Raw genomic sequence first — 26,192 nt, 5'->3', positions numbered from 1 at the left:
GGGTGCGCGTCGTACCGATTGGAGGCAGTGTGATGGTCATGCGGCATATGAAGCTCGCGTCTGCAAGGTTCGCTCGGTCGATCTCGCTCGTGACGGTCATCGCCGGTACGACGGGTCTCTCGCCATGCGCCGGCAGCGCACATGCCCAGGAGATCCGCACTCCAGAAGTCGTTCCCGCTCTGCCCGAGGGCATGCGCGAGCCGACGAACGCCGCGCTGCTCTATGCACGGGCGATGCGCCTCATCGGGGCCGATGCGATCCAACAGGTTCGCGACGCACGCTCGAAGGGCATGGCCATACGAGAGATGCCCGAGATCGCCGCCCTCTTGGAGAACAACTCTGGAAACCTCGCGCTCGCCATCGAGGCGACCCGGCTCGAACGCTGCGACTGGGGTGTGCAGTATTCCAAGGGGCCGCTCGCGCTCGTTGATCACGCGGGGCCGATGCGGGGCATCGTGATCATGCTCGACGCTCGGGCCGCCCAGCTTCTGGATCGCAGCGACGTTTCCGGCGCGGTGGAGAGCATCGCAGCAATCTTCGCGATTGCCGAGCACATCTCGCAGGATCGGATCATGATTTCTTCGCTCGTGTCGATCGCGATGACACAGACCGCGATCGAGCGTATCGGCACGATGCTCGACCTGGGCAAGATCGATCGAGCTAACGCAGAGTCGTTGCTCGGAGCGATCGAACGGATCGAGCGGGCGGGCGACTTCCGGCTTCCGGAAGCGTTCGTGACAGAGAAGTGGATGACCGTCGAGTGGATGCGGGCAGCATACTCGGGCCCACGTGCCGGCGCACAGCTTGTTCAGGTCCTGCAGGCGATGGTGGAGGACCGGGGCGATGCCATGAAGGGCCTCGGGTTGCTCGACGAGGCGGCCCTGGCGGCACAGTTTGACGGCATTGGCCGCGCGTATGACGACATGATCGCGGCGTGGTCCGCACCCGACGCACCTGAGGAACTCGACCGCATCCACGAGGCGGTGCTCGCGGGTGAGTACGGCCTGATCGCGCAGGTGTTCGTGCCCAACTTCGCGAAGAGCCGCGCATCAGTCGATCGATCGAACGAGTCGTTCAAGGCCATCGTGGAGCGCCTTGGACAGGTCAAGTAAACCTTGAGCGAGGCACCCTTGACGAACGCCGGCAGCGATCTTGAGCTTGTTCGCCTGATACGAAAGGGCGACGAGCGGGCCGCACGCGAGCTCTGGGCTCGTGTGGGCCCGTCGCTGCTTGCGGTGGCCAGAGCGGTGACGCGGGACGCGCAGCGCGCGGAGGATGTGGTTCAGCAGGCGATGTGCCGCGTGCTGGAACTGCGGGAGAGGCAAGTACGCGAGATCCGCGATGTGAGCGTGTTCCTCGCGTGCATGGTCAGGCGGCTTGCGATCAACGATGTGCGAAGCAATGGCCGCCACACCCGCCATGGACACGACGCCGGCATCGCGGGCGTGCATCGCGCTGATGTGGGCCGTGCAACGATCAGCGAGCGCAGTGACGAACGCTTGAGTGAGGCGATCGCATCACTGCCCGACGAACTGGCAGAGGTCGTGCTGCTGCGCCATGTCGGCGGACTGACCTTCGACCAGCTCGCGTTCTCGCTCGATCAGAACCGGAGCACCATCGCGGGGAGATACCGGCGTGCGATCGAGGAACTCGAACGTCTTTTGGGCGGCACCCGCGTGATCGAGTGTGCTCGCGATACAGTGAGGGTGACGCCATGAGCCACGATCTTGAGACCATGCTGGACGGGCTCGCAAGAGCGAACGGGAGCGCGCGAACGGAGCCGCCCGAGATGTTCATGCGTCGGGTCCATCGTCGTCGGACCGTGCGGCGCGTGACGCGGGCGGGTGTCGGTGTGTGCGCGATCGCGCTCTGTGCGGGTGCCTTCTTTCTCAACCGGTCCGCCGTTTCGCCGATCGAGCATTCGGAGCCGGAGGTGGTGTACTCCGCGATCGATTGGCCGCCCCTCGCCGCGGGGGGTACTGGTGGCCCTGCAGAGCCGATCATGGCGGGTATCCGGCCGACGGACCCGATGGCCGTCGCGCTGCTCAAGTGATGTACCAGAGGAGCCGGGCGGACTGTTGAGGCCGAGACGACCCGTCGGCCGGCGTGCGGATGGCGGCGCTCGCCCCCTATCGTGAGGCATGAGCATTCGCGTTGCCGTGATCATTCCAGCAGCAGGATTCAGCGGGCGGTATGTCGAGGGGATGGAGGTTCCCCGCTCCAAGCTTGATGAGGATCTCGGCGGGAGGCCTGTGCTCCAGCGCACGGTCGAAGCATTCGTGAACTACGAGCACGAAGAGGTCGTGATCGGCTCGATCATTGTCGCCGGCCCGCACGACCCCGCGCAGATGGATCGGTTCCGTACCCGGCACGGCGACAAACTCGGGTTGCTCGGAGCGCGCATCGTCAGCGGCGGCGTGACCCACCGATGGGAGACGGTTCGGGCCGCGCTCGATCATGTTCCGGATGATGCGACGCACGTTGCGATCCACGATGGGGCCCGTCCGTGCGTGTCGCGCGAGTTGCTTGATCGCGTGTTCGACGGCGCAACCAAGTTTGCGGCGGTGATCCCGGTGATGGAAGTCGGCGACACGATCAAGCGAGTGAGCGAAGATCGCGTGCCGGATCCGAAGCCGGATCCCTTCGCCGTGATTCTTTCGGAGGGGGCCTCGGCGGCGCAGGGCACGGCGTATCTGCGTGTCGAGCAGACGATCGATCGCACGCGTCTGGTGATGGTGCAGACGCCGCAGGTCTTTGAGCGGGGCCTGATCGTTCGCGCGTACGCGCAGGATGATCTTTCGAGCACGGACGATGCGGGGCTGGTTGAGCGACTCGGTGAGCGGGTGATCACTGTGCCGGGAGAGGCACGCAATATCAAGATCACGCGACCGAGCGACCTAGCCCTGTGTAGGAACATCCTGGGCGTTCGCGAGCCGGAGAGCCGGGCGACGCATAAGAGGTTCTGAGACGGAGTGACGGAGTGACGGAGTGACGGAGTGACGGAGTGACGGAGTGACGGAGTGACGGAGATCTAGATGATATCGTCAGACTGTGTCACTGTGTCACTGTGTCACTGTGTCACTGTGTCACTGTCCAGTCAGCGGCCGTAGCGGCGGACGACGCCCTTGACGATGCCCTGGATCTGGCAGAAGCGGACACGGATGGGCTCGAAGTCGGGGTTTGCGGGCTGGAGTCGGATGTGGTCGTCTTCCTTGTAGAAGGTCTTGAGAGTGGTGGAGCCATCGGGGAGGAGAGCGACAACGCGATCGCCGTTCTGGGCGACTTGGGTGCGCTCGACGAGCACGATGTCGCCGCTGAAGATGCCCTCGTCACGCATGGAGTCTCCATCGACTTTGAGCGCGAAGGTTGATTCGCCGCGGGCGGTCGGGAAGAGGAACTCGGTCAGGTCGATCTCGTCGGCATCGGGGACCTTCTCGATGGGGTAGCCGGCGGCGATTTTGCCGACAAGGGGGAAGCGGAGGGGGCGCGACTCGTCGGGGACGGGGATGCCGTCAGCGATCGACAAAGAGCGTGCCTTGTTCGGTTCGCGGACCAGGGCGCCCTTGCGGATAAGCGCCTCGACGTGCTCGAAGACCGTGACCTTGCTGACGCCGATCTCGTCCGCGAGTTCCTGCATGGTCGGGGAATAGCCCCGGCGAACCCGCCAGTCGCGGATGAGCTGAAGAATGCGGAGCTGCTTCGGTGTGAGATTCATGGCGCGAACCCTCCAAGTCGGTTGCGGGAACGATCGGTGTGCGAGACTCTCCGAGCGAAGCCCTGAGGCCGCGCACGGTCATGAGCAGACGACGGCCGGCCTGGATCTGAGAGGCCAGCATTACATGGGCGAGCGAGAGACGCCCGAGCAACAGGACACGATCTGGCTCCGCCGGTGTTTGCCGGGATTGAGTTCCGCGTGTGCGGCACGCGGAGCACCCATCGGGCAGCAGATCCGCATCGACCCGCGAGAGCCGGGCGAAGCGGCCCAGCGACGGAGCGCAGCGGTACTCCGAAACGAACATGCCGCCCGGGCCGAGACGAACAAGCGGCTCGTTGGCGGGAGAGTGACCACCTGATGCCTCCGAGCGACCCTGAACGATGGAAGCAGGACCGCTGGAAGCTCGTCCACTGAAAGGTCGTGTAGGAACCATGACGCCATCCCTGTGCGTGCTCGCCGGATGGCAGGCCACGAAGGGCATGCCCCGGCTTCGTGCCTGCGCGTCTTCCTCGCCGGGACGCTGAGGCATCCGGGCATGCGCCGACACGAACGATGCGAACGGAGCAGCGGTTCCACCGCAAACGTTCCGACAAGTGACGGTCGGTGACGAGAGGATCGGGCCTGCTTCCGAGCCGCGTCGTGCGATCGATACGCGATGCGTTCACATCACGCTCGCTCGAACGACCCGGTGTGTGCGTGGCCAAGATCATGCTCGCACCCCGACAATCGACACCCTTTCCATCGACCGAACTCTGGATCAGGCACGATACTTTCATGCCCTATGGTTTGGACGATGGTATCCAAGTATTATCCATACGATTCGGGTGCTGTCAAGTGTCAATGCGAAGATTCTCTCCGGTGGCCTGTCGGCGATACTCGGAGTGCGTCAGGGTGATGTGAACCCATGATTTATGGGACTGTCGGCACTGCGACGCCGGCGTTGAGGCGTCCGCCGCTCGCGGTGTCGACGATGCTGACCACGATCCGTTCGCGTTGGAGGCGTGAAACGCCGCGCGGGAACGTGAAGCGACGAACCGCCGATGCGCCGGGCTGGATCGAGCTGACCGCCGAGCGTTGCCGGGGATATCCGGGGGCGAATGCCGCGATTTCGAGTGTGATCGGTTCGGTCCCGGTGTTGACGATGAGGACATCGGCCGTGACATCAGGACCCGACGGAGCCGGCGAGAGTGTCGCGTTCACGTCGGCGCGGATGCCGGGCAGCCCGAGCTCGGCGATGGTGACCATACGGATCCAGCCGTAGGCACGATCGGATGTGACCTGCGCATCGAGCACGAACTCTTTTGGTCCTGCTTCTTCAACTGCGGAGGGGACGACGGTGATGGGGATCCGTCCCTCGCCCTTGGGTTCGATCTGGATGCTGCCCGATCGCGGGGTCACGGACCACGAGCGGTCGCGTCGGCCCTGCTCGTCTGAGCCGGGGCGCGTGATGAAGTAGCGGATATCGATCGGAGAACTGAACGGGTTTGCGATGACCAGCTCGCGTTCGTGCGATTCGTTGATCGCCGGGATGAAGGGCGGCTCGATCCGAAAGCCCGCGCCCAGCACGACGATCCTTTCGTCCACGCCCTCAACGATCACCGGTGCCTCGGTCAGCGGCACATCGTGGGTGCGGATTCTGTCACCCTCGGACGGGCTGAACGGTGCGAGTGCCGAACGGTTCCCGTAGACATCGCTCAGCGTGATCTGATCCGGGCCGAGGTACAGAGAGAGGGTCGCCTGCGGATCTCTTCCGTCGGACCAGACGACGATTGCACCGGTCTTCGACTGCTTGGATGAGCCCGCGGGTCCGAGCAGATACGCGTGGATGCCGGGATTTGTCGGGAGGCGCATGATCACCCGTCGATCAACGAGGTGTGATGCGAGCCCGCTCATGGCCACGATCGCGGGGGCCGGAGCCATGTCAGGGTCATTCGAATCAGACGCGAGCCAGGGATCAACCAGACCGAAACGGAGTCTGATGCCTGCCTCGTCGAGGTCGTCGATCCGGCTCCACGCTTCGACAACCATCTTGCAGAACTGGTCGATCGAGATCTCTCGGCCGAATCGCTCGTGGTCGAGCAGGCGTGGAAGGATCGTGAGTTCGATCGGGTCGTTCGAGCGTCGATCCGTGTTGATCAGCGAGGTTGCGAGGGCGTCGATCCATGGCCCGATGCCGCCCGCACCGATCCCCTCGGGGATCGTGACAAAGAGCCCGTCCGGCGCGAAGCCGGCGATGGCGGGCGAGACGCTTGTCGCACCATCCCACGGGATCGAGAGAATCGGGCCGGGCACAAGGTCGCCGATGAGGCGGTCCGCTCGCGTGAGCTGCGTCACCAGCTCGTCGCCGATCGTCATCGGTCCGACCGATGGGCTTCCGAAGAACCATCGCTGCACGGACTGCCCGTATCGATCGATGAGAGGATCGATGTACGGCCTGGCGATCTCGCCCTGATCAGCGATCAATCGGAGGGTGTCGCGCGGGTCCAGGCGAGCGCGAGAGGCCAGTTCCGTGGGTATCGAGGCGAGCGCGAGGCCGACCTCGAGCCCGGCCCCGAGCGACTCTGTGATGGCCCCCTCGATCGGAGTCAGATCGGACTCGATCGAATCGGCCCGCATCTCCGGGCGCCAGGCGGGAAGCACGAGTGAGCCCGCCCCCGTGGTGCGAGCGAACGGGGCGAGCTTGTCGAACATTGCTGGGGGAAGTGCATCGGCCAGAATCAGGAATCGCGCGCCATCCCGATCGGGGCGATCGTGAGGATCGAGCCAACCGAAGGGGAGAACCGCCGAGCCGACGAACTCGCCGTCTGCGAAGAGTTCCATCTGGGCCTCGAACCACCCCTTGGCAGGGAGGGTGGGAGACCAGCGCGTGCCCCCAGGCCCGCGATCTGCGGCGAATGTGATGGAATCAATCAGATGGCCGTCGAGCCCGCGGATTGAGAGTCTGGCGACGAGCGACTGTCCGGTCAGGTCTCGCAGGTGTGCTCGGATCGACGGCGCGATCTCGGATCGGACGATCCCGACCTGACCCGGCGAGTGTGCGCGGCCGGGATGCTCAATGCGCAGCTCCACACGGGGGAGCTGGGTGACACGCACATCATCGAACCACGCCTCGGCGTTGAAGTCTTCAGGCCACACGACGAAGTCGGGAAGTGACGGGGACTGCCATTCCCTGGGCTGGAGCATCTCCATATCGATCTGCAGGAACGCGGCATCCGGCGATGTGCCCCGGATCTGAAGCGACCTCGATACCCACTCGCCGCGTGTGCTGACGGGATCGGTCGTTCGCTCACTCCCAGGGATCACCGCGCCAGAGGCATCGAGCAAGCGTGCGGCGAGCCGGGCTCGGGCGTGTGTGCCTCCGGCGGTTCGCATGTACGCGCTGACGCTGTAGTCCGCGTCGGGGAGCACCGGTATGACACCCGGTTCGAGGCGCAGGCAGGCGGAGCCGCCCGAGACGGGCAGTCGCACACTTCCCTCGCCGGAGCGAGCAGTCTGGTAGTCGAGCTCGCCGGCGTTCCAGGGGGGAAAGCCGGGGCGAGTCGTGCCGCTGGGGTCGTTCTGTGACCTGTACCAGTGCCTCGGTACTTCGAGCGGATTCGTGAGCCGTTCCTCGAAGTCAAAGTGCTTGACGACGCGTCCGGCCAACTTCGGACGAGCGGGGTGGCTCTCGGGCTCGGCACCGTCCGCCAACGCGCGCGGCTGCAAGGGGGCTCCAAGTGCGACCAGGCACAGGAAGAGTCGCACCACGGAACTCGGCGAGCGGGCGTGCATCAGACCATCTATCGGCCGGTTGCGGCCCGGTCGTGCATCGCACGCACCGTAGGACGGTGTTCGGTACGCTCATTCTGATCTGCACCCCCGAAGCCGGAGATGATGCCCGTGGCGCTTCCCCCGAACCATCTACCTCACACCCCGTTCAAGCCCGATCAGACGCCGGAGCGGGCGGCGCGTTCGTTCTACGAGGTGATAAGCCGCCGACGCTCAGTCCGGATGTTCAGCGATCGGAGCGTCTCGGCCGAGACGATCGAGTGGGTTGTCCGTGCCGCGGGGAGCGCACCGTCGGGCGCGAACAAGCAGCCGTGGCGATTCGTGGCGGTGTCGGACCCGGCCCTCAAACGGAAGATCCGCGAAGGGGCGGAGCAGGAAGAGCGGGAGTTCTACGGGCGGATCGCGCCGCCCGAATGGCTGGCCGATCTTGCACCCTTCGGCACGGATGAGAACAAGGACTTTCTGGAGATCGCGCCCTGGCTGATCGTGGTCTTCAAGATGATGAAGACGGATGAGGGAGGGCAGGTGTATTACGTGAACGAGAGTGTCGGGATCGCTGTCGGGATGCTCCTCGCGGCGGCGCACCATGCGGGGCTGGCGACGCTGACGCATACGCCGAGCCCGATGAAGTTTCTCGGAGAGATTCTGGGCAGGCCCGAGCATGAGCGGCCGTACCTGCTCATCCCGATCGGCTATGCATCGGAGGATTGTGTGGTGCCGGACATCACGCGGAAGCCACTTGACGAGATCCTGGTCATGCGGGCCTGAGTTCGTGATTTCGAGGTTGGCCTAGTAGTAAACCTTGCGGTTGTAGACGTACCACTCGAACATCAGCACGGCCAAGGCGGCAAGAAGCAGCCACGGCCAGAGGCGACGGTCGAGTACCTTGCCCTGCTGGTCCGAGGCGATGGTGCGGGATGCGAGCACGAGGCGTTTGTGCGCCCTGACATCAGACTCGAAGGCGTCGGTCATGTTTGCTGCGTAGGTGCGGAGCGGGCGTGCCGCGCCGGGATCGGTCGCGCTGCCCGACCATCTGACCTGGTAGAGGCCGGCGCGTCGGATCGGGCCGAAGGTGATCCGGTTGTCGGGGGCGAGGACGAGGGGCGTCTCGCGCTGGTCCGGCTCGATCAGGACCGGGTCGCTGGCTCCGAGCGGAATCGCGTCGGCGAGCACGCCTCCGGGCCTGAGCATGCGGAGGGTGGAGGGATCGGAGCCGTCAGCACCGAGATACGTGACGGCGGACGCGCTGAAGACAACGAATGAGACGTCGAAGGGCCAGGTTGTCTGCGCGATATCGAAGGGGACGACGATCGCGCGTGCCTCGGGCGTGATGATCTCCGTGATCGAGGGGCCGGTGGACATGGTGGCGAGGACCGCGACGGGATTGCCCTCGGGAATGCGCACGCGACGTGACTCAGCGATCACGGCGTTGTCGAGGACGAGGCCGCGCATCACGGGGTGCTCGCGTGCCCAATCGACGAAGAGGGCCGAATCGCCGGGACCATCGTCGATCAATCCCAGCGTGCCGCCGGGAACCGCGTTGAAGACCAGCCACCTGCCCGGGGGGAGCGTCTCGCCCTGCGGCAGACGGGGAAGCCATGAGTCCAGAATGACGACATCAAACTCGCGCGAGCGGCGCGCGTCGATCTCCTGCTGAAACTGTTCGGGGGTGAACGTCACGAGCCGCGCCAGAGGAAGCCCGCCGAGCGCGGCCTGAATGAACAGATTGCCTCGCGTCACGATCGCTACAGAGAGACGCTTGGCGGGGGGCACGATGATGGAGGCGCGGTCGTCCACGCGGAGGACGTCTGCGCGAGGGTCGTCATCGCCGCCGGTGCGCAGCCGGGCTGTGATGACCGCGCCCTGGGGGAGATCGAGCGCGAAGACAACGCCTCCCGTCGCGGCGGCAGGGCGATCCGGTGCCTTCCCGGCTTCGGCGGCCTCCGGCGTGATCTCGGGCGTGCGCTCGGTCGCGGGGAGTGTGACAGTCTTCACGCCGGCGACAACGCCGTCGATCGTGAGCTCGACATCGAGTGTCCGCTCGCGGTCGTCGCACGACTGGAGCGAGATGTAGACGGCAAGGCGGGTCGGGTTCTCAAAGTCCCGCTCGGCCCTGATGCTGGTGATGCCGATGTTGGCGGTGACCTCCTGCCCGACCGCGTGGTACACGACCTCGTTCTCAACACCGGGAAGGATGCGCGAGGCGTCGGCGATCGCGCCATCGGACCAGAGGTGCATCGTGACGGGCTCGCCGGCGATCAAGCCCTCGATGGCCTGACCCTCAACGACGCGGCGCGGGGCGTGGGCCTGGGCGAGGCGCATCGCCTCTTCAAGGAGCGAACCGCCATCGGTGGCGGCGATGGATTCGACGGCGCGTTTGAGCGCGCCCTTGTCGGAGGTGAAGTTGGCGACGACCTCGGCGGTCGTGTCGAAGGCGATCACCATCGCCTCGTCCGCGATGTTGGGCTGGAAGGCGTTGGCCTCGCGCAGCGACTCAATCAGATCGATCGCCTCTTTCTTCGCGGCTTCCAGACGCTGCACCGGGCGGGGCGCGCCCGAGGGCGATGGCGCGTCGAGCGATTGCATGGATGCGGAGCGATCGATCAGGATGATGTGGCGTTGGCCCTTGGTGGTCGCACCCTTGAACTGCGGCTGCGCGAGGGCGAAGAGCGCGGCGGCGAGGACGATGAGCTGGAGGAGAAGGAGCAGGTTCCTGCGGAGGCGTTGGAAGGGCGCGTTGGCCTGGAGATCCTGGATCGCTTTCTTCCAGAGGAGCGTGGTGGAGACTTCGACGTCGCGTCTCCGGAGCTTCAGGAAGTAGAGGATGAGGAGGGCGGGGATCGCGACAGCCGCGGCGATCGCGCCGACCCATGGGGTGAGCCAGGTCATCGCAAGAGCCCCCTCGTCTGGAGATAGTCGAGGATCAGGGCCTCGACGGAGAGGTCGCTCTGCACGGTGATGGCGGTGATCTCGCGCCTTGCACAGAAGAGGCGGAACTGGTCGCAGTAGGCGGCGAGATTCTGCTTGTACTTCTTGATGAGCGGGGCGGAGATCGTGACCTCGGCCATGTCGCCATCCTCGACATCCTTCAGGCGCAGGTCGCCGGCGATCTCGGGCGCGACCTCCTGCGGGCTGAGGACCTGGATCGCGAAGACGTCGTAGCCGCGGCCCACCAACAGGCGCAGGCCGGTCTCGTAGCCCTCTTTCATGAAGAAATCGGAGAGGACGACCATGACGCCCCTGCCTCGCCGGGTAAGGGAGATGCGCTTGGCGGCCTCGCCGAAGTTGGTCGGGCCTTCGGGCGTCAGCCCACAGAGGAATGAGCCCATCTCCAGGGCGCGGCGCTTGCCTCGCAGGTCGCGGATGCTCCCCGAGATGCTGCCCTCGGCGCGCGGCCCGCCGCCGATCGCCGTCGCGGCGACGCGGTTGTAGTTGGCGAGGCCGAGGTACGAGAGGGCCATGGCGGCCTTCTGCATGAAGAGGAACTTGTTGGGCTCGCCGCAGTCGCTGGAGGCCGACGCATCGATCACGACGTGCAGCGAGAGGTCTTCCTCTTCGAGGAAGAGCTTGAGGAAGAGTCGGTCGAGGCGACCGAAGATGTTCCAGTCGATGTGGCGGAGGTCGTCGCCGGTGACATAGGGGCGGTGATCGGCGAACTCGACGGACTCGCCTCGTTTCTTGGAGCGGCGCTCGCCTTTCATCTTGCCGGCGAAGATCTTCTTGGAGGCGAGGTCGAGCTGCGAGATTCGCGCGGCGAGGCGGCCGTCGAGCAGGTCGTCGATCGAGGTGGGGCGGGAGATGGTGGTTGTACGCAGCATCAATCCATTCCTGAACGCGAAGAACGCGAAGATCGCGAAGGGACAACAAGAGGAGAGAAAGTCTCTATGGCACGCTCATTGAGAACTCGCCTCATACCGTCACGAAGGACCATCACATTGAAGTTGAACAACAAGCCGAGTGGCAAACGAGCCGCTCGCAGGTATGACAGCAACTGGGCTCCGTGCAAGTCCGCCAGCTTTGCAATGGCCTTCAGTTCCACAACAATCAGTCCTTCCACGACTAGGTCGAGCCGCTGCCCCTTGATCACCGCGCCCTTGTATACAACGTCCAGCGCAACTTGCCTCTGTGCTCGCAGGCCCCGTGTGCAAAGTTCATGCACGAGAGCCTCCTCATAAACGGATTCAAGCAACCCGGGGCCAAGCTCGCGATGAACCTCAATCGCGGCACCAATCAGTGTGTGCGCGATCCGCTCAAGATCGGCGGGCAACTCCTTCCGGAAAGCCCCTGAGTTGTCGAGCGGCTCATTCACATCGCCTTCCTTCGAGACCTTCGCGATCTTCGCGTTCAAGAACCCCTGCGTCCTCTGCGTTCTCTTTGCCTCACTCACACACCATGCTGGACTATGGCCTGCGTGTCAGGATTTCCTTCGCTCCCCAGGCGTTCGGATCCGCGACGGCTTTCTTGAGCAGCCCGCGCATCGTCTCAGGGTCCGTCGCCGTCACGGTTCCCGTGCCGCTCGCGAGGGGCGCGGCAACGATCGCGCTGCTCTGCTGCTGCTGGCTCGCCAGCCACGCCGGGCTCAGGCCCTGGTGCTCCATCGTGTCGCCGCTGACCTTTACAAGTCCGTAGTGGTAGACGGGCGAGGCGTCGACGGACATACGCGAGGGATCGCTCATGGGGATCTCAAGTATGGATGAGCCGCCGATGTTGACGAGCACGCCGGTGTGCGACTCGCTCCCCTCGCCGATCACCAGCCCGCCTCCGGGCGTCTCGCGGATCGTGAACGTGCGTCCGTCGGTCGATGTCCACGTGCCGGCGAGGGATGATGCTCGGACGTACTCGGACTTCGCGAAGATCGGGCTTTGGTGAGACTTGCAGCCGCCCGCGAGGATCCCCAGTCCAACGATGCCCATTGCGATGACTGCTCGGTCCATGGAGCTTTCCTTTCTCTGCGTCACTCCGCGCTTCTCTGCGGCCCCCGCCCAAGCGGGTCCTCGATCTGCGTTCTCTGCATCTTGAGCCGCACGACCTCGTTGTACTCCCCGAGCTTGCGCTCGGGGCTCCCTCACACCCCCACCGCCGCCATGGGCTGGGTTGTTGTCTTCTCCAAGATCTCTTTCACGATCGCATCCGGATCGACGCGGTCTGCCTCGGCCTCGAAGTTGAGGAGGAGACGATGGCGGAGCGCGAGTGTCGCGATCTCCTGGATGTCCTTGTAGGAGACGTTGTACCGCCCGTCGGCGAGGGCCCTGACCTTTCCACCCAGGAGCAGCGCCTGAGCCGCACGGGGCGATGCGCCGCAGCGGACATAGCGGTTGGTGATGCCCCCCTCGCCTCCTGCGGCGTGCTTGCCGCCTGGATGCGTGGCGAGCACGAGTCTCGCGGCGTACTCCTTGACGTGGGGCGCGACGACGACGCCACGAACGAGTTTCTGAGCCGCGAGGATCGCGGGCCCGTCGATGACGCGCGAGGGCTTGGGGTTCTCCGTGCTGGTCGTGCGGTCGAGGATCGTCATGAGTTCGTCGAGCTGCGAGTAGCCAACCACGATCTTGAAGATGAAGCGGTCGAGCTGGGCCTCTGGGAGCGGGTATGTGCCCTCCTGCTCGATCGGATTCTGCGTCGCCATGACGAAGAAGGGGAGTTCGAGCTTGTAGGTCTGGCCGGCGACCGTCACCGATCGCTCCTGCATCGCTTCAAGGAGCGCGGATTGGGTCTTGGGCGTGGCGCGGTTGATCTCGTCGGCGAGGACGATCTGTGCGAAGATCGGGCCGCGCTGGAACTGGAATCCCCTGCGCCCGGTGTCTGCATCTTCGGTGACGATGTTGGTGCCGATGACGTCCGCCGGCATGAGGTCTGGGGTAAACTGCACGCGATTGAAGGAGAGGTGGAGCGTCTCGGAGAGTGTGCGGATGAGCAGGGTCTTGCCGAGTCCGGGCACGCCTTCGAGCAGCACGTTGCCGCCGGCGAAGAGCGCGATCAGCACGCCGTCCACGACCTCCTTGTGGCCGACAACCACCTTGCCGATCTCGGTGCGGAGTTGCTGGAAGGTCGCCTTGAACTTGTCGCACTCGGCGCGGAGTTCCGCGGGAGTTTCTGGAGAGGGGACGCTGCTGTTCGCCATGATTCACGCTCCGTCCTGTGTGCCGAACGGTGTCCGGCCGGTGGGTCGTCTTTGGTCAGTCCTGCTTCTTGTCGTCGCGCGGGCGCGACTGGTCGTCGATCTGTTCCTGGGCTCGCTTCTTGGCCTTCATCAAGGCGGACATTCCCTCTTCCGCGCTCTTGATCTCGCTCGCACCCGCGCGGGGCTTCGGTCTCTCGCCCGGTGCGTCGGATGAGCGGATGCTCGACAGAGGGCTGGAGGCGTCGGGCTTTGTGCCCGGGCCGCTCTCGAACTTGCGTGCCGCGACGTCTGCGATCGGCGTCGGTGCCGGATCGGCGGCGCGATCTGTCCTGCTTCCTCGGTCCGCTTCGCTCATGCGCTCGCGTGCCTTGTCGCGAGCGGCCTGCAACGACCCGATCTGCGCACCTTGTTTCACTTTGGAAGCACCGAAGAGCCCTGCGATGCGCCTTGCGATCGCGTGGGGATCGATGCGGACACGGCGCACACCGACATCGGCCAGAAAGAGCGCGATCGAGCAGATGGCGAGCGTCAGCCAGATCGGGGTTGTCGCGACCGGCATGCTGATGTCGTCCCGCCTCCAAAGCTCCGCCTGACGCGGGTCGGATGACAGGACTTTGCCGCCGGTCATCTCAGCGATCTGCCTCAGGAGCGGCGCGTTGTCGCGGATCGCGCGGAACTCATCGGCGAAGGGTCTGGTGATCGCCGCCTGCACGGTTCCCTCGATCATCGGGCCGCTTTCTTCGGGACGAGCGGCGTACCTCAGCCCGAGCAAGTAGGTCCCCGCCTGCTCGGTCGGCACACGGGCCTCGTATCGCCCGGGCCCGATCTGCTGCACCTGGACGTCCTGTCCTCCGCCATCGGGGAGGGCAAGGCGCCCTCGGAACTGGGCAAAGTTCAGTCGCTCGCCGTTCTGGTCGAGCGCGTCGATCGAGATGAGCGTCTGGTCGCCCCTGTTCTCCGTCGTCACGCGGACGTTCGCGGATCCCGAGGGGCGCATCGCCCAGCGGATGTGCTGCTGCCAGAACTGGTTGAAGCCCGGCCACGAGACCCACGCCGGGCTCCAGCGCGTGGCGGCATCCGATGTGAAGGCCACGGAACGCCCGAGCCCGAACTGCCACTGGGCAGCGATCGGGTCGTTCTCTTGTCCTCGCATCGTCACGACGCTCAGACCCTCGCGATCCGCCGTCACGACGTAGCCCGAGATCGGCGGCACGCCCGAGATACCCCGCATCGTTTCGGCGGCGGCATCGACGATCCGCGGCGCGAATGCCTGCCCCTCCCAGATCAGCGAGCGACGGATCGTCTGCGCCTCCTTGATGAAGATCTGCGGGAGTGTCGCGAGCGCCGCCTGGGTTGTGATCTCGTAGTGCTGGCCGCCGGTGTCGCGCGCGATCGTGCTCATTCGCGCCGTGTCCGCCGGTGAGTGCGGGAAGACGCCGACTGTGCTCACAGAGATCTTCGCGTCAACGAACTTCTGGAGCAGCGAGCGTGGCGGCAGCGTCGGATCGCCGTCCGAGATCATGATCACGTGCTTCTGGCCTGCCTGAACCCGCAGCAGCCCCTGCAATGCCAGATTGAATGACGGCGAGAAGTCCTGCATATCGCCGAACTGCAAGCCGTTGATCGCCTGCTTGATCTGGCTCTTGTCCCCCAGCTCGACCAGCGGATGCACCCAGTCGGTCGCGTTGCCCCATGAGTACTCGATGATCCCCGCGAGATCGAGGCGAGAGAGGGCGTCGACCGCCGCGTTCGCGACCTGCTTGCCGTAGAAAACGCCCTGCGGCATCTCGACAGAGTGGATGATCAGGACCAGCGCACCGCGCGGCATCTGACGCTTCTGCGGAGGATCGAGGCGAACCGGGAGGACCTCTTCGATCGGCGAGCCGATCCACCCGCCCGCGCCGAAGGAATCCGGTCCGCCGATCATGACGAGCCCGCCGCCCGAGTCGTGGACATACTGACGCATCGCGACCTGCTGCGCGAGCGTGTACTCGTACGCGTTCTGGTTGATCAGGACCACGGCGTCGAAGCCGTTGAGTTCCGTGAGCGAGCCCGGGAACTGCTCGGACGGGATGACGCTGGCGTCGATCCGGCCCGCGGCCATCGCCTCTGCAAACGGCCTCGACTCCTGCTCGCTTCGGGAGACAAGGAGGACCCGGCCGCGCCCCGCGACAAAGGAGACCGCGAGTGCCCGGTTGTTCTCCATGATCGCATCGCCCGACTCGCCCCCCTCGCCGACGAGCGGCTCGAAGATCGCCTCGAACTCCTGCGGCCCTGCGGCGAAGAGCGTCAGCGGGATGACCTTGACGTTCACGCCCGCTGTGAGAGAGACCGGCATCGAGAGATCGGGCGTGTCCGGATCGAGATCGATCTTCGTGCCGTTCTGCATGATCGACAGAAGCCCCTCGACGGGGGCTGTCGCCGTCAACACCACCTTGACCGCGACCGTCTCACCCATCCGGGCCGTGGCGGGAACCACGAGACGCTCGACGATGACCTCGCTCTTGTGCTCGTACACGATCGGCACGACATCGATTGGAACGCCCGCGGCCCGCGCTGCCTGGGCCGCCTGCAGAAGCGAACCAGCCGTCTCGTTTCCGTCGGAGATCAGCAAGAGCCGGTTCGCGGCATCCTTCGGCATCACTGCCATCGCCAGACGTATCGCCGAGGCGAGATCGGTCCCGTCCAGCGGCCCCGTGTCCTTGCGATCCACACCCTGCACCTGCGGGCGGGGCAGATCCTGCACGCGGGCATCGCGGGCAACCGTGATGACGCCCAGACGGTCGCCGGATTGTTTGTGAAGCTGTGCGGCTTCCGCGATGAAACGGTCCATCTGCGCCACCAGCGGCGCGGGGATCGAGCGGCTTGCATCCAACACGGCCGTCACGCTGACGTCCTTGCTGGTCCTACGAGTCTGGGGCTCCGAGAGCACGAGCACGAGCAGCGTGATGAGGAGCAGGCGAATCCCGATGGCGACCTTGCGAGAGGCGGAACTCAGCCCCGAGAGATTCCGACGCGCGATCCAGATCGCGAGCGCAATCAGCACCGGTAGCAGTATCAAGAACACCGGAGAATCGAACTGGACCGGGCCGAGCGTGATCGAGGCGAGCGGGCTCGCACCTGCACGCCCGATCGCGTGTAGCCCCATCGCGTGATGGATCCACGAGCTCTCCATCATCGCCCCCCCTTCTGATCGGTCGCTTGCAGCGAGCCGAGAGAGGCGACCTCGGTCGCGCGCGACTGCCCGGGGCGGGGAGCCCGGAACGCCTGCACGCGGTTGTTCCCGGCATCGAGCACAAACGCAGTGCGCCCGACCATCGCGATCGACCAGGGCGTGACGAGTTCGCCCGTGCCGCGCCCCGGCTTGCCGTAGGTCTTGATCCCGCGCCCGGTGCGCATGTCGATCCGCTGGATGCGGGCGTTTTCATACTCAACCACGAGGGCGGTGCCGTCGTCCAGGAGCGCGATGCTGTACGGGTACTTGAACTGCCCGAGCTTGCGCCCGGCGGTTGAGGGAGAACCGATCCACGCGATCAGCTCGCCTTCGAGCGTGAACCTGCCGATCCTGTGGTTGCAGGCATCGACCACGATGAGCTCTCTGGCCTGCTCGTCGATCGCGAGCGCCTGCGGACGGTTGAACTCGATGCGCGATGGGTCCTCCCCGGTGCCGAACTCGCCGATGGAGAACAGAAACTCAAAGCGCTCGTCGAAGACACTCACCCGATCTGATCCGCCGTACTCCGAGACATAGATCCGAACGCCCAGAGCCGGGTCGGCAACAACCGCCACGTCGGTCAGATAAATAAACTGCCCCTGGCCGGTGCCGTACGAGCCGAACTCCGCAACGATGCGCGCCTCGGCGGTCGGATCGCTCCCCGGCTCATACACGAGCACGCGGTGCTCGTGCGTGTCTGCGACGAACGTCAGAGGACGGCCGTCGATCACCGCGCAGGTCACGCCGACGGGCATTCCGTTCGCATGTCGCGGCGTCTTCCACTCTGAGAGCGGCGCACCCGTCTGGGCGTCGAGGCGCTGGATCCGTGCCGCCTTGTCGATCACCCAGAGCGTCGATCCGTCGGTGTCCAGCGCGCGAGGTGTCGCAAACTGACCGGGCCAGATCCCGACAGAGCCGATGGTCGCGACGACTTCGAGGGGCCGCGCGTCTGTTTCAGGATCCGATCCGCATCCTGAGAGAGCCAGAGCCGCCAGCACAACAGCAACGAACCCGACCGGCGAAGACGGCGCACGCGTCAGACACGTGGGCGGTTCCCGGGATGGATCCTCGCGGCCTCCCATCTGCATGGCCGTCATCTTACGATACCTCGCGGCTCGTTCGCTTGGCCCTCTCCACGAGCATGAGCAACCATCCGATGAAAGCGGTGAGAAGGATCCCTGAACCCACGATCCACGCCGCCGCTGCGGACATCTCTTCCATACGGGCATAGTGGAGGTAGTTCAGGATCTGGCGCGCGAGATCGCCCGTGCCCGGGGGCTGAACCACGACCGTCGCCTCGATCTCTGTGAACGAGAGCATGCCCGTAGCAAGCCCCGACGCGGCGAGAATCGGCAAGTTCAGCAGCAGGCCCGTGCGAGCGAAGCCCGCGAGCGTCTCCGCGCCGTCCGCCTGTCGGAGGTCCCGGAGGTGCGGGTGCTCCATGCGGACCATAGCGCACCCGGCGATCGCGCCGATCCACCCATAGCGGCACACTTGGGCGAGTCCCTCAATCATCACCCCCGAGGTGACGAACCCGCTGGAATCGAGCCGGTTCCAGCCGCTGACAAGCCCAGTGCCGATGAGAACACCGGGGGCAAAGCCGAGCATGAGCATGACGCGAACGAAACCCTTGCCGACCGATGCCGCCCAGGCCCGTGAACCGACCGCCACACCCGTCGCGATGGCGATCAGGGCGACGATCACGCCGGTTGCTGTCGCGAGACCAAGCCCGTGGAGCACGCCATCGCCACTGATTCGCCAGAATCGCATCAGCGATGCCGAATCTCTGGTCGCGTTCACAAGAAGGGCGGCCGGGATGACCACCGAGAGCGATGTCGCGCCGTAGAGCAGGATGCTCTGCCGGTGCGAGACGCTGAAGCTCGACGATGTCGCGCGGTTGCCTGTCGCCCAGTCGGACGCGCGCCCCCCGAGCCACCACCCAGCGACAATCGCGAGCGTCCATAGGGGCCACGCCGCGAGAAGTGCCCGCCACGCCTCGCCGGGGGGTGAACGGTCGAGTGCAAGCCAGACCGAGATGGCGAGCGTCGGCACATTCGCGACGTGGAGCGGTATCGCCGTGCCCATCACCAGGATGCCGATCGTGACGACAGAAAGGAGGATGCTCGGGCGAAGCAGGCGGACCACGAGCCACCAGCGGGCCGGGCCGCGTGCCGATTCGAGCCGCAGCATGTGGAAGAGATCGGCGTCGAGTCTGCGAATGTTCGCCGTCACCAGAACCGCGGCCAATGGCCAGAGCCAGAGCGTCATGCCCAGGATGGCAAACCCGATGTTCGCAGCGCGCCCGACATCCCCGGCACGTGTCCCGGGAAGCGAACCGATCCAGTCGCCGAGCCATGACCCGGGCGCGCGCAGCACGCTCCACCCCGAGTACGACAGATACGCGGGGAGCATGAGAGGCAGGAGCACCGCCATGTGCGAGAGAAGGCCAGCTCCCCGAAGACCGCGCGTCGTCCACGCCACAGCCAAGCCCAGCCCGGTCGCGCACACACCGACACCAGCCGATGCCAGCAGAGAGTTGAGCACCAGCGGACCCGTCTTGGGAAGCATCGTCTCCAACGCGCCGGGTGCCGTTCCGACTGGCGCACCCCGAGGGAAGAACGCGACGATCAGAGGCGTGAGCAGAAGCAGGACAGATCCCGCCAGCGCGATCGCGCACCAGCTCGCAAAGCGAGGCGGAGCGCGGCCAGCTCGCTCCTGCGAGGCACCATCGGGTTGGTCCTGATCTGCCGACATTGGCGCAGTCTACCCACCGCCGCCGACGATTGGGGCGTTGTCAGGTGTTCGCCGCTGCTGGCGTCTTCGCGTATCATGCCCGGCTTCCGACCGGCCCGAGCGTGGCGTACCCGTTCGGTGTCCGTGCGAATCTCGCGGACCCTTACACATGATCGACATGAAGAAGTTAGCCGAGTTGGTCCAATTGATGACCGACAACGGTCTCACAGAACTGGAACTTCGCGATGAGAACGAGGCCGTCGTTCTGAAGCGCGGCCAGTCTGGCGTCCAACTCCCCCCCCACATGATGACGCCTCAGATGATGACGCCTCAGATGATGATGCCGATGGCGATCCCGGCATCGGCACCCGGACAGGCGGCACCGGGTGGCTCCTCGGCCCCCTCCTCCGACGCCGGCCTGGTGGCGATCGAGTCCCCGATGGTCGGGACGTTCTACTCCGCCTCGAACCCGGACTCCCCCCCCTTCGCGAAGGTCGGCTCGCAGGTCGGCCCCGGCTCGGTCGTCTGCCTCGTCGAGGCGATGAAGGTGTTCAACGAGATCAAGTCCGAGGTCTCGGGAACGATCGAGCGCGTGCTGGTCAAGAACGGCGACGCGGTCGAGTTCGGGCAGAAGCTGTTTTTGGTCAAGCCGTAGTGACACAGTGACACAGTGACACAGTGACGGAGTGACGGAGTGAAAGAGTGGGAAGCATCCGGAGCTATCGAGACATCATCGGCTGGCAGCGAGGAATGGAACTCGCCGAGATGATGTACGGCTTCGTTGATTCCCTGCCGGAGAGTGAACGATTTGGTCTGCGGAGCCAGCTTCGTCGCGCGGCGGTATCAATCCCATCCAACATCGCAGAGGGCTACGGACGCGGGACGCCCGCTGAGTTTCTTCGCTCTCTGCGTGTCGCACGCGGATCTGTTGCCGAAGTCAGCACCCAGCTCGAACTCGTATCTCGCCTTCGCTTGGCCCAGCCGCACCAGAGCATCATTGACCTCGTTGCAGAAACCGATCGAGTCATCCAAGGACTGATCCGCAGTCTCGAAGACAAGGAGCGAGAGTAAGGACGTGGACCCCGGGACGGCGTGCCTTTCGCTCCGTCACTGTGTCACTCCGTCACTCCGTCACTGAATGTTTAGACGCATCCTCATTGCCAACCGCGGCGAGATCGCCCTTCGCATCATCCGTGCCTGCCGCGAGCTCGGCGTCGAAGCCGTCTGCGTGTACTCCACTGCCGACAAGGACGCGCCGTACCTCAAGCTCGCCGATCGCGCGATCTGCATCGGCCCGCCTCCGGCGCGCGAGTCGTACATCAACATCCCCAAGATCATCGCTGCGGCGGAGATCGCCGACGTCGACGCCATCCATCCCGGCTACGGCTTCCTCTCTGAGCGGGCCGACTTTGCGCAGATCTGCCGCGACTGCAAGATCGAGTTCATCGGCCCCTCTCCCGAGGCGATGGCGAAGCTCGGTGACAAGGTCGAGTGCAAGCGGACGGCCAAGGCCGCGAAGGTTCCGATCTTCCCCGGCTCGGAGGGCGCGATCGAGGACGAGGAAGAGGCCGTCAATGTCGCCGCCGAGATCGGGTATCCGGTGATCATCAAGGCCTCTGCCGGCGGTGGCGGGCGCGGCATGAAGGTCTGCCACAACGAGGCGACCCTCCGCACCAACCTCCGCATCGCCAGCCAGGAAGCCCTTGCCGCCTTCGGGAACGGCGCGGTCTTCATCGAGAAGTTCCTTGAGCATGCCCGCCACGTCGAGGTCCAGTGCCTCGGCGACAAGCATGGGCACGCCATCCACCTGTTTGAGCGCGACTGCTCCACGCAGCGCCGCCACCAGAAACTCATCGAAGAGGCCCCCGGCCCGCTGATCGACCGCAAGAAGCGTGATGCCGCGTGCGAGGCCGCGGCGCGGCTCATCAAGGCCGCGGAGTACTCGGGGGCTGCGACCGTCGAGTTCCTGATGGACGAGAAGCAGAACTTCTACATGCTCGAGGTGAACACGCGCGTGCAGGTCGAGCACCCGGTCACCGAGATGATCACGGGCGTCGACATCGTCAAGATGTCGATCCTCGTCGCGTCGGGCGAGCCGCTGCCTTACAAGCAGAAGGACATCGAGATCCGCGGGCACGCGATGGAGTGTCGCATCAACGCCGAGGATCCCGACAAGAACTTCATGCCGTGCGCCGGACGGATCACGACGTTCGAGCCGCCGGGCGGCCCGGGAGTCCGCCTGGACACGCATGTCGTCACCGGGTACACGGTGCCGCCGAACTACGACTCGATGATCGGCAAGCTGATCGTCCACGCCGACGATCGCGAGCAGTGCATGAACCGCATGGCCCGCGCGCTCCGCGAGTTCAATGTCGGCCCGATCAAGACGACGATCCCGCTGCACCAGCGCCTGATGGAGAACGCTGACTTCCGCAAGGGCGGCGTGGATATCCACTATCTGGAGCGGCTTCTGAAGTAAGACGCACGGATATCGCCTTCGTCTCTTCCACTTCATAGAGACGTGAGAAGTCCCCGTGTCGCCGGTCACGCGAGTGCGCGCAGCACAACGATCGTGATATCGTCGGGGCGCGGCATCAGCCCCGCGAACTGCCTGACGGTCCACATGAGGTGCTCAAGGATCCGTGCCGCCGTCACCGATCCCTCCGGCTCTTTCGCGACAAGATCCCGCACGGTGCTTTCAAGGCGCGTGCGGCCCAGTTTCTCGCCCGCGAAGTTCCGCACGTCCATCAGTCCGTCGGTGTAGGCAACAACGATGTCGCCCCTTTGGAGCTGGAAGGGGATCCGCTCATACGACTCCGACGCATCGATGCCGAGCACCAGCCCGCCGCCGCGCAGTTCCGTGACCTCCGGAGGCGCACCCGGCGCAGAACGCCTGATGAGGAACGGCGGCTCATGTCCGGCCGAGACATACGTAAGGCGCAGCGACTGCGGATCCACCACGCCGTACCACGCGCTTGCGAACTCGCTCTCGAGCGTGTCGCGGCAGAGAGCCCGGTTGACTCGGCGCATCACCTCGTCGATGTGATACACGTCCTGCACGTGCGCACGCAGGGTGGCCCGCACGTGCGACATCAGCAATGCTGCGGCGATCCCCTTGCCGACCACATCGCCCACAACCATGCCGATCTGGCTGCCCAGTTCGAAGACGTCATAGAAATCGCCTCCGAGTTCGAGAGACGGCTCGTAGCGAGCCGCGATATCAAGACCCGGCGCGGTGGGGAGCGACCTCGGCAGCATGCGGCGCTGCACATCGCTGGCGATGGCGAGCTGGCGCTGCACGATCTTTTCGTGGTCCTCGATGCGGAAGAGCCGCGCCTGATCGACCGCGGCCGCCGCCTGATTGCCGATCGAGCGGATCAGGCGCTTGTCCCACTCGCTGAAGGGGCGCGGGCTCCTTCCGTACAAGCGGATGACGCCGATTGGTCGCCCTCGCACAACCAGCCCGGCACAGATGAACGATCGCACGCCCTCCGAGCGGACCTGCTCTGGGATCAGGACGCGCTCATCCTTCAGGAGATCCTCGGATGTCACGGCCTCGCCCCGCAGGGCGAGCCGATCGAACTCTCTGGCCTTGGACAGAGGAAGCGGGCTGTGAATCCATGCCGCGCTCAGTCCGCTCGCCGCGGCGTGGCGCAAGTCCTCCTCGCTCTCTTTCGCGACGCCGTCCGCGTTGTCGGGGAGAAGGACGACGTTGCCGGAGTCGAGCTCGAGCGCGTCGAGCGCGGACTCGAGCGCGATCTGAAGGATCTGCTCGATGCCGCCCCTCGCTTGAACAAGCAGGCCGCTCAGCCGGTAGAGCGCGCCGATCTCTTTGATCCTGTGGCGCAGCTCCTCGTCATCGTTGCAGAGCTCGGACACGGCCGCGGCGACGAACTCGAGCGCGTGGGTTGCCTGTGTGCGGGCATCGGTGCTGAGATGCGGCAGCCCCGCGCCCATGACGATCGAGCCGATCGACTGCTCGCCGAGGCGCAGCGGTATCGATACCTGACCTTCCTCCTGGACGGGGGGCTGCTCCAGCACGCGCCAGGGGCGATGCAGGTCGCCGGGAACAATCGATCTGCCGGCCTCGTCCCGAAGGTCGATGCGCAGGCCGATCAGATGAGAGAGCTCGGCGCAGAGTCTGGCGAGCGAGCCGTCGCTCAGAAACTCGCGAATAGAACGCGCTCCGGGAGCACGCCCCGCGGCCCGTCCGATTGTGACCTGATGTGTCGATGAAGGATCAACCGCCAACCGGGTCTCCCCCCGCCTCTTCGGCGGGTGCGGCTGGGCCTGTCGGGGCAACGGAAGAGCGATCCAGGATCGGTCTCCAGACACGACGCACGAGCTCGACGAATCGCGAGTCGATCGGCCTTGATGTGGTCGAGGCAAGTCGCTCGATCGCCGCGAAGCCCTCTTCCATGGCATCGCGTCGAGATGTCTGGTAGCCGATGTAGGCGAGGAGCACCGCAGACTCGTAGCCGAGCCGGTCCTCGCTGCGCGCGTTCGTGCGCAGTTCTTCGATGATCTCGTCGCAACGCGCCGCAGACGGAAGCAGCGCGGGTCCGTACCGCTCACCGACGGCGGCGGGGTTTGCGCCGAGTGTCATCCGAAGATTCAAAGCAGCGGACAGGTACATGCCCGCACCCAGCTGGGCGTGAACCCGCCCGATCGAAGCAGCAACATCCCCCGGTCGCAGCGTCAGCGACGTGGAGAAGGACTCCTCCGCATCGAAGTACCGCCCCTCGGCAAGTGCCCGCTCGCCCCGACGCATGCGCTCGCCGAACGCCCCAAGACGCCCCTCCGCCGTGAGAAGCAGCTCGTTGGTCTGACCCGCCTGCTTGAGGATCATGTCGATCGTCCGCTGGCTGTAGAGACGGACAGGGTCCTGCGTGCTCGGATCAACCGGCAGACCCTCCGCGCCGAGATTGGTCAGAAGCGTCGAGGCGGCATCGTTGCTCCCCTCAAGCGTGGACCGGATCTCTTCGAGTTGCTTCTGCCAGTTTTCGAGATCGCCCGCCGGACCCGCAGCAGAAGCCGTACCCGTCTGCTCCTTGTACCGATCCATCAGCGCGTCATAGGCGGTCTTCGCCGGGGCAACCGCCGTGCGCGGCGATGCGGGGTTCGTCAGCCCCGCCTGTGTCGAGACCATTGTCGTCGGCGACCCCGGCGTCGCCGAACGAGGCGTCGCGTTGTTCGAGCCCGGCAAGACCGGAAGCGGCTGGCCGTCAGGACCCGTCGTGCTGGAGCGCACCCCGCGCAGACTCGACGCGGTGAGACTCGTCACGGAGCCGTCCTGCTCACGCCGCTGGCCGATCAATGATGGATTGAAGGACTGGCTGGTCGAATGGGCTGATGTCGAACGCAGTGAGCCGACACCCAACTGCGGGGCAGAACCCATGCTCTGCGTGTCGCTGAAGTCCGTGCGGAGATCGACAACATCAGAGCTCCCGATTCCACGCGGCGAGGTTCTGCGCGAACCCGAAGAATCAAGCCCCATGATGTCCGTGCCCATCGACCCCGAGCCCGCACGCCTGACAAGCAAGCCACCCTGGTCTCGCGGCGTGAAGCCGCCAGAGCCCTGCGATGCGCCTGAGCCGGTGGTTGAACTGAGTTGCGTCTGGAGCCCCGCGAGACCCCTGGAGGCACCGCTGTTGAAGCCGCCCGCGAAACTCGCATCACGCCGGAACGTGAAAATGTCCTCTGATCCCAGCGAGCCACGAAAATCAGATGAGCCCGTGTACCCGACATCACCCCGGAACGACCTGCCGCCCGCGGCGTTGCCCGTCACAACGGCGTTCCCCTGCTGAAGGCGCTGATGGAACGCGCCGCGCGAATTGCCGCTGTTGTAGTTCGACTGCGTGTTGAGACTGCGATCAAGGTTGCGTCCGTCACCAAGCGCGTTCTGGCCGTGAGCATCGGAAGCGTACCAAGACAGGGCCAACCCGGATAATCCGATGAGGAAGAGTGCTTTATGTCTCATCATCGTGCTCCGTGACGGTGCCGCGCTCTCGATACCGCGATTCTCTACTGTCTATTCGTACCAAATGCCGCGACAAGTTCGCAGCAACCAAAGTCTATCGGATCCCCATCCAATCATAGACCGAACAGAACAGCCCCCGCCGCTGGCTGCCACCCGGTCGCACCGCGAACCTCCATCGAAGCACGACGTTGGTTCATCGCCGTGGAAGGAGCAAGCGTGACATGAAGCCCCTGCGGCTCGGCATCTGGTGGTGGCGGAACTCGAGCCGCTGACCCGGGCCGTCGTACTCAAAGCGGCACGTCGACAGCACATCTCGACCAATGATCGGCTTCGGAAAGGCCCGGCCGCGCCCGGACGTGTTGGTCGGAATCACTCCCACCTGCACCGTTCCGGCAAGCCCCTCACCCTGCCAACCCGACGCGCCGCGGCCGCGCACCATCACGTGCAGCGAGACCGCGTACAGGTCGACCATGACCGCCCCTGTGATCGGCGTGTGGATCTCTGACTGCCCGCAGGGAATGAGGCGAAGGCGATCGACGAACTCCTGCGGCACGAACGAGCGGTGCGCGCCCGTGTCCAAGAGGGCTGAGGTGGGCGCCATCTCCGTCGTCTCAGGGATCGATACCCCGAGCTTCTTCAATAGCCGGAGTTCAACCTCACT

General features: G+C 65.2%; 22 protein-coding genes. 9 read left to right on the top strand and 13 right to left on the bottom strand.

Annotation, left to right across the window (positions count from 1 at the left end; all coding sequences use genetic code 11):
• The first annotated feature begins 32 nt into the window (after positions 1-32).
• From KF838_15080 to KF838_15065, 4 genes are all read left to right on the top strand, one after another.
• Positions 33-1,112 carry a hypothetical protein gene (locus KF838_15080; protein ID QYK48101.1) on the top strand — a complete coding sequence of 360 codons (1,080 nt, stop codon included), beginning with the start codon at positions 33-35 and terminating at the stop codon, positions 1,110-1,112.
• 18 nt (positions 1,113-1,130) lie between these two features.
• Positions 1,131-1,718 carry an RNA polymerase sigma factor gene (locus KF838_15075; protein QYK48100.1) on the top strand — a complete coding sequence of 196 codons (588 nt, stop codon included), beginning with the start codon at positions 1,131-1,133 and terminating at the stop codon, positions 1,716-1,718.
• On the top strand, positions 1,715-2,053 hold the full coding sequence (locus KF838_15070; GenBank protein QYK48099.1) for a hypothetical protein: 339 nt from the start codon (positions 1,715-1,717) through the stop codon (positions 2,051-2,053). The genes KF838_15075 and KF838_15070 overlap by 4 nt, the downstream gene beginning before the upstream one ends.
• Positions 2,054-2,141: 88 nt before the next feature.
• A complete protein-coding gene (locus KF838_15065) occupies positions 2,142-2,966 on the top strand; it encodes a 2-C-methyl-D-erythritol 4-phosphate cytidylyltransferase (protein ID QYK48098.1) in 825 nt (274 codons plus the stop codon).
• A gap of 131 nt (positions 2,967-3,097) precedes the next feature.
• On the opposite strand, the gene lexA is transcribed toward KF838_15065, so the two are convergent.
• Entirely contained in the window at positions 3,098-3,715 is a 618-nt protein-coding gene (gene lexA / locus KF838_15060) for a transcriptional repressor LexA (protein QYK48097.1), read from the bottom strand.
• On the opposite strand from lexA, the gene KF838_15055 reads away from it, so the two are divergent.
• Positions 3,714-4,073: a hypothetical protein gene (locus tag KF838_15055; GenBank protein QYK48096.1), complete on the top strand. Its 360-nt coding sequence runs from the start codon at positions 3,714-3,716 to the stop codon at positions 4,071-4,073. The genes lexA and KF838_15055 overlap by 2 nt on opposite strands.
• Before the next feature lie 551 nt (positions 4,074-4,624).
• Here KF838_15055 and KF838_15050 read toward each other — a convergent pair.
• On the bottom strand, positions 4,625-7,420 hold the full coding sequence (locus KF838_15050; GenBank protein QYK48095.1) for a hypothetical protein: 2,796 nt from the start codon (positions 7,418-7,420) through the stop codon (positions 4,625-4,627).
• Between the two features lie 174 nt (positions 7,421-7,594).
• Here KF838_15050 and KF838_15045 point away from each other — a divergent pair, with 174 nt between their 5' ends.
• Positions 7,595-8,251 carry a nitroreductase family protein gene (locus KF838_15045; GenBank protein ID QYK48094.1) on the top strand — a complete coding sequence of 219 codons (657 nt, stop codon included), beginning with the start codon at positions 7,595-7,597 and terminating at the stop codon, positions 8,249-8,251.
• Between the two features lie 21 nt (positions 8,252-8,272).
• Here KF838_15045 and KF838_15040 read toward each other — a convergent pair whose 3' ends face one another.
• The 8 genes from KF838_15040 to KF838_15005 form a co-directional block, all read right to left on the bottom strand.
• A complete protein-coding gene (locus KF838_15040) occupies positions 8,273-10,372 on the bottom strand; it encodes a VWA domain-containing protein (GenBank protein QYK48093.1) in 2,100 nt (699 codons plus the stop codon).
• Entirely contained in the window at positions 10,369-11,301 is a 933-nt protein-coding gene (locus tag KF838_15035) for a DUF58 domain-containing protein (GenBank protein QYK48092.1), read from the bottom strand. The genes KF838_15040 and KF838_15035 overlap by 4 nt, the downstream gene beginning before the upstream one ends.
• On the bottom strand, positions 11,301-11,831 hold the full coding sequence (locus KF838_15030; GenBank protein QYK48091.1) for a GxxExxY protein: 531 nt from the start codon (positions 11,829-11,831) through the stop codon (positions 11,301-11,303). The genes KF838_15035 and KF838_15030 overlap by 1 nt, the downstream gene beginning before the upstream one ends.
• A gap of 52 nt (positions 11,832-11,883) precedes the next feature.
• Positions 11,884-12,417, bottom strand: a complete 534-nt coding sequence (locus KF838_15025) for a hypothetical protein (GenBank protein QYK48090.1) — start codon at positions 12,415-12,417, stop codon at positions 11,884-11,886.
• Between the two features lie 131 nt (positions 12,418-12,548).
• Positions 12,549-13,604 carry a MoxR family ATPase gene (locus KF838_15020; GenBank protein ID QYK48089.1) on the bottom strand — a complete coding sequence of 352 codons (1,056 nt, stop codon included), beginning with the start codon at positions 13,602-13,604 and terminating at the stop codon, positions 12,549-12,551.
• Positions 13,605-13,659: 55 nt separating this feature from the next.
• Positions 13,660-16,782: a VWA domain-containing protein gene (locus KF838_15015; GenBank protein QYK48088.1), complete on the bottom strand. Its 3,123-nt coding sequence runs from the start codon at positions 16,780-16,782 to the stop codon at positions 13,660-13,662.
• Entirely contained in the window at positions 16,779-17,906 is a 1,128-nt protein-coding gene (locus KF838_15010) for a hypothetical protein (GenBank protein ID QYK48087.1), read from the bottom strand. Before KF838_15010 ends, KF838_15015 begins: the two co-directional genes overlap by 4 nt.
• Positions 17,907-17,916: 10 nt before the next feature.
• Positions 17,917-19,572, bottom strand: a complete 1,656-nt coding sequence (locus tag KF838_15005; GenBank protein QYK48086.1) for a hypothetical protein — start codon at positions 19,570-19,572, stop codon at positions 17,917-17,919.
• 157 nt (positions 19,573-19,729) lie between these two features.
• On the opposite strand from KF838_15005, the gene accB reads away from it, so the two are divergent.
• The 3 genes from accB to accC all read left to right on the top strand — a co-directional run bounded on the left by accB (position 19,730) and on the right by accC (position 22,030).
• Complete coding sequence (gene accB / locus KF838_15000) at positions 19,730-20,206, top strand: acetyl-CoA carboxylase biotin carboxyl carrier protein (protein QYK48085.1); 477 nt, start codon at positions 19,730-19,732, stop codon at positions 20,204-20,206.
• A gap of 47 nt (positions 20,207-20,253) precedes the next feature.
• Positions 20,254-20,622, top strand: a complete 369-nt coding sequence (locus tag KF838_14995) for a four helix bundle protein (GenBank protein QYK48084.1) — start codon at positions 20,254-20,256, stop codon at positions 20,620-20,622.
• Between the two features lie 67 nt (positions 20,623-20,689).
• The gene (gene accC / locus KF838_14990) at positions 20,690-22,030 is read left to right on the top strand and encodes an acetyl-CoA carboxylase biotin carboxylase subunit (protein QYK48083.1); all 1,341 of its coding nucleotides are present in this window, start codon (positions 20,690-20,692) and stop codon (positions 22,028-22,030) included.
• A 65-nt stretch (positions 22,031-22,095) separates the two neighbouring features.
• On the opposite strand, the gene KF838_14985 is transcribed toward accC, so the two are convergent.
• The 3 genes from KF838_14985 to KF838_14975 form a co-directional block, all read right to left on the bottom strand.
• Positions 22,096-23,802, bottom strand: a complete 1,707-nt coding sequence (locus KF838_14985; GenBank protein QYK48082.1) for a SpoIIE family protein phosphatase — start codon at positions 23,800-23,802, stop codon at positions 22,096-22,098.
• Positions 23,792-25,534, bottom strand: a complete 1,743-nt coding sequence (locus tag KF838_14980; GenBank protein QYK48081.1) for a hypothetical protein — start codon at positions 25,532-25,534, stop codon at positions 23,792-23,794. The genes KF838_14985 and KF838_14980 overlap by 11 nt, the downstream gene beginning before the upstream one ends.
• A gap of 190 nt (positions 25,535-25,724) precedes the next feature.
• Positions 25,725-26,132, bottom strand: coding sequence for a hypothetical protein (locus tag KF838_14975; GenBank protein ID QYK48080.1), 408 nt, complete (start codon positions 26,130-26,132; stop codon positions 25,725-25,727).
• Positions 26,133-26,192: the final 60 nt, after the last annotated feature.

The organism is Phycisphaeraceae bacterium (genome assembly GCA_019454185.1).
Classification (GTDB): Bacteria; Planctomycetota; Phycisphaerae; order Phycisphaerales; family UBA1924; genus JAHBWV01.
The sequence above is the reverse complement of the archived record's forward strand: the minus strand, read 5'-3'. Positions and strand labels throughout refer to the sequence as shown.

Coding starts and splice junctions, on each gene's coding strand:
- KF838_15080 (QYK48101.1), top strand. CDS start 33: ATGGTCATGCGGCATATGAAGCTCGCGTCTGCAAGGTTCGCTCGGTCG.
- KF838_15015 (QYK48088.1), bottom strand. CDS start 16,782: ATGATGGAGAGCTCGTGGATCCATCACGCGATGGGGCTACACGCGATC.
- accC (QYK48083.1), top strand. CDS start 20,690: ATGTTTAGACGCATCCTCATTGCCAACCGCGGCGAGATCGCCCTTCGC.
- KF838_15055 (QYK48096.1), top strand. CDS start 3,714: ATGGCGCGAACCCTCCAAGTCGGTTGCGGGAACGATCGGTGTGCGAGA.
- KF838_15065 (QYK48098.1), top strand. CDS start 2,142: ATGAGCATTCGCGTTGCCGTGATCATTCCAGCAGCAGGATTCAGCGGG.
- KF838_15070 (QYK48099.1), top strand. CDS start 1,715: ATGAGCCACGATCTTGAGACCATGCTGGACGGGCTCGCAAGAGCGAAC.
- accB (QYK48085.1), top strand. CDS start 19,730: ATGAAGAAGTTAGCCGAGTTGGTCCAATTGATGACCGACAACGGTCTC.
- KF838_15035 (QYK48092.1), bottom strand. CDS start 11,301: ATGCTGCGTACAACCACCATCTCCCGCCCCACCTCGATCGACGACCTG.
- KF838_14980 (QYK48081.1), bottom strand. CDS start 25,534: ATGATGAGACATAAAGCACTCTTCCTCATCGGATTATCCGGGTTGGCC.
- KF838_15020 (QYK48089.1), bottom strand. CDS start 13,604: ATGGCGAACAGCAGCGTCCCCTCTCCAGAAACTCCCGCGGAACTCCGC.
- KF838_15040 (QYK48093.1), bottom strand. CDS start 10,372: ATGACCTGGCTCACCCCATGGGTCGGCGCGATCGCCGCGGCTGTCGCG.
- lexA (QYK48097.1), bottom strand. CDS start 3,715: ATGAATCTCACACCGAAGCAGCTCCGCATTCTTCAGCTCATCCGCGAC.
- KF838_15025 (QYK48090.1), bottom strand. CDS start 12,417: ATGGACCGAGCAGTCATCGCAATGGGCATCGTTGGACTGGGGATCCTC.
- KF838_15005 (QYK48086.1), bottom strand. CDS start 19,572: ATGTCGGCAGATCAGGACCAACCCGATGGTGCCTCGCAGGAGCGAGCT.
- KF838_14975 (QYK48080.1), bottom strand. CDS start 26,132: ATGGCGCCCACCTCAGCCCTCTTGGACACGGGCGCGCACCGCTCGTTC.
- KF838_15010 (QYK48087.1), bottom strand. CDS start 17,906: ATGCAGATGGGAGGCCGCGAGGATCCATCCCGGGAACCGCCCACGTGT.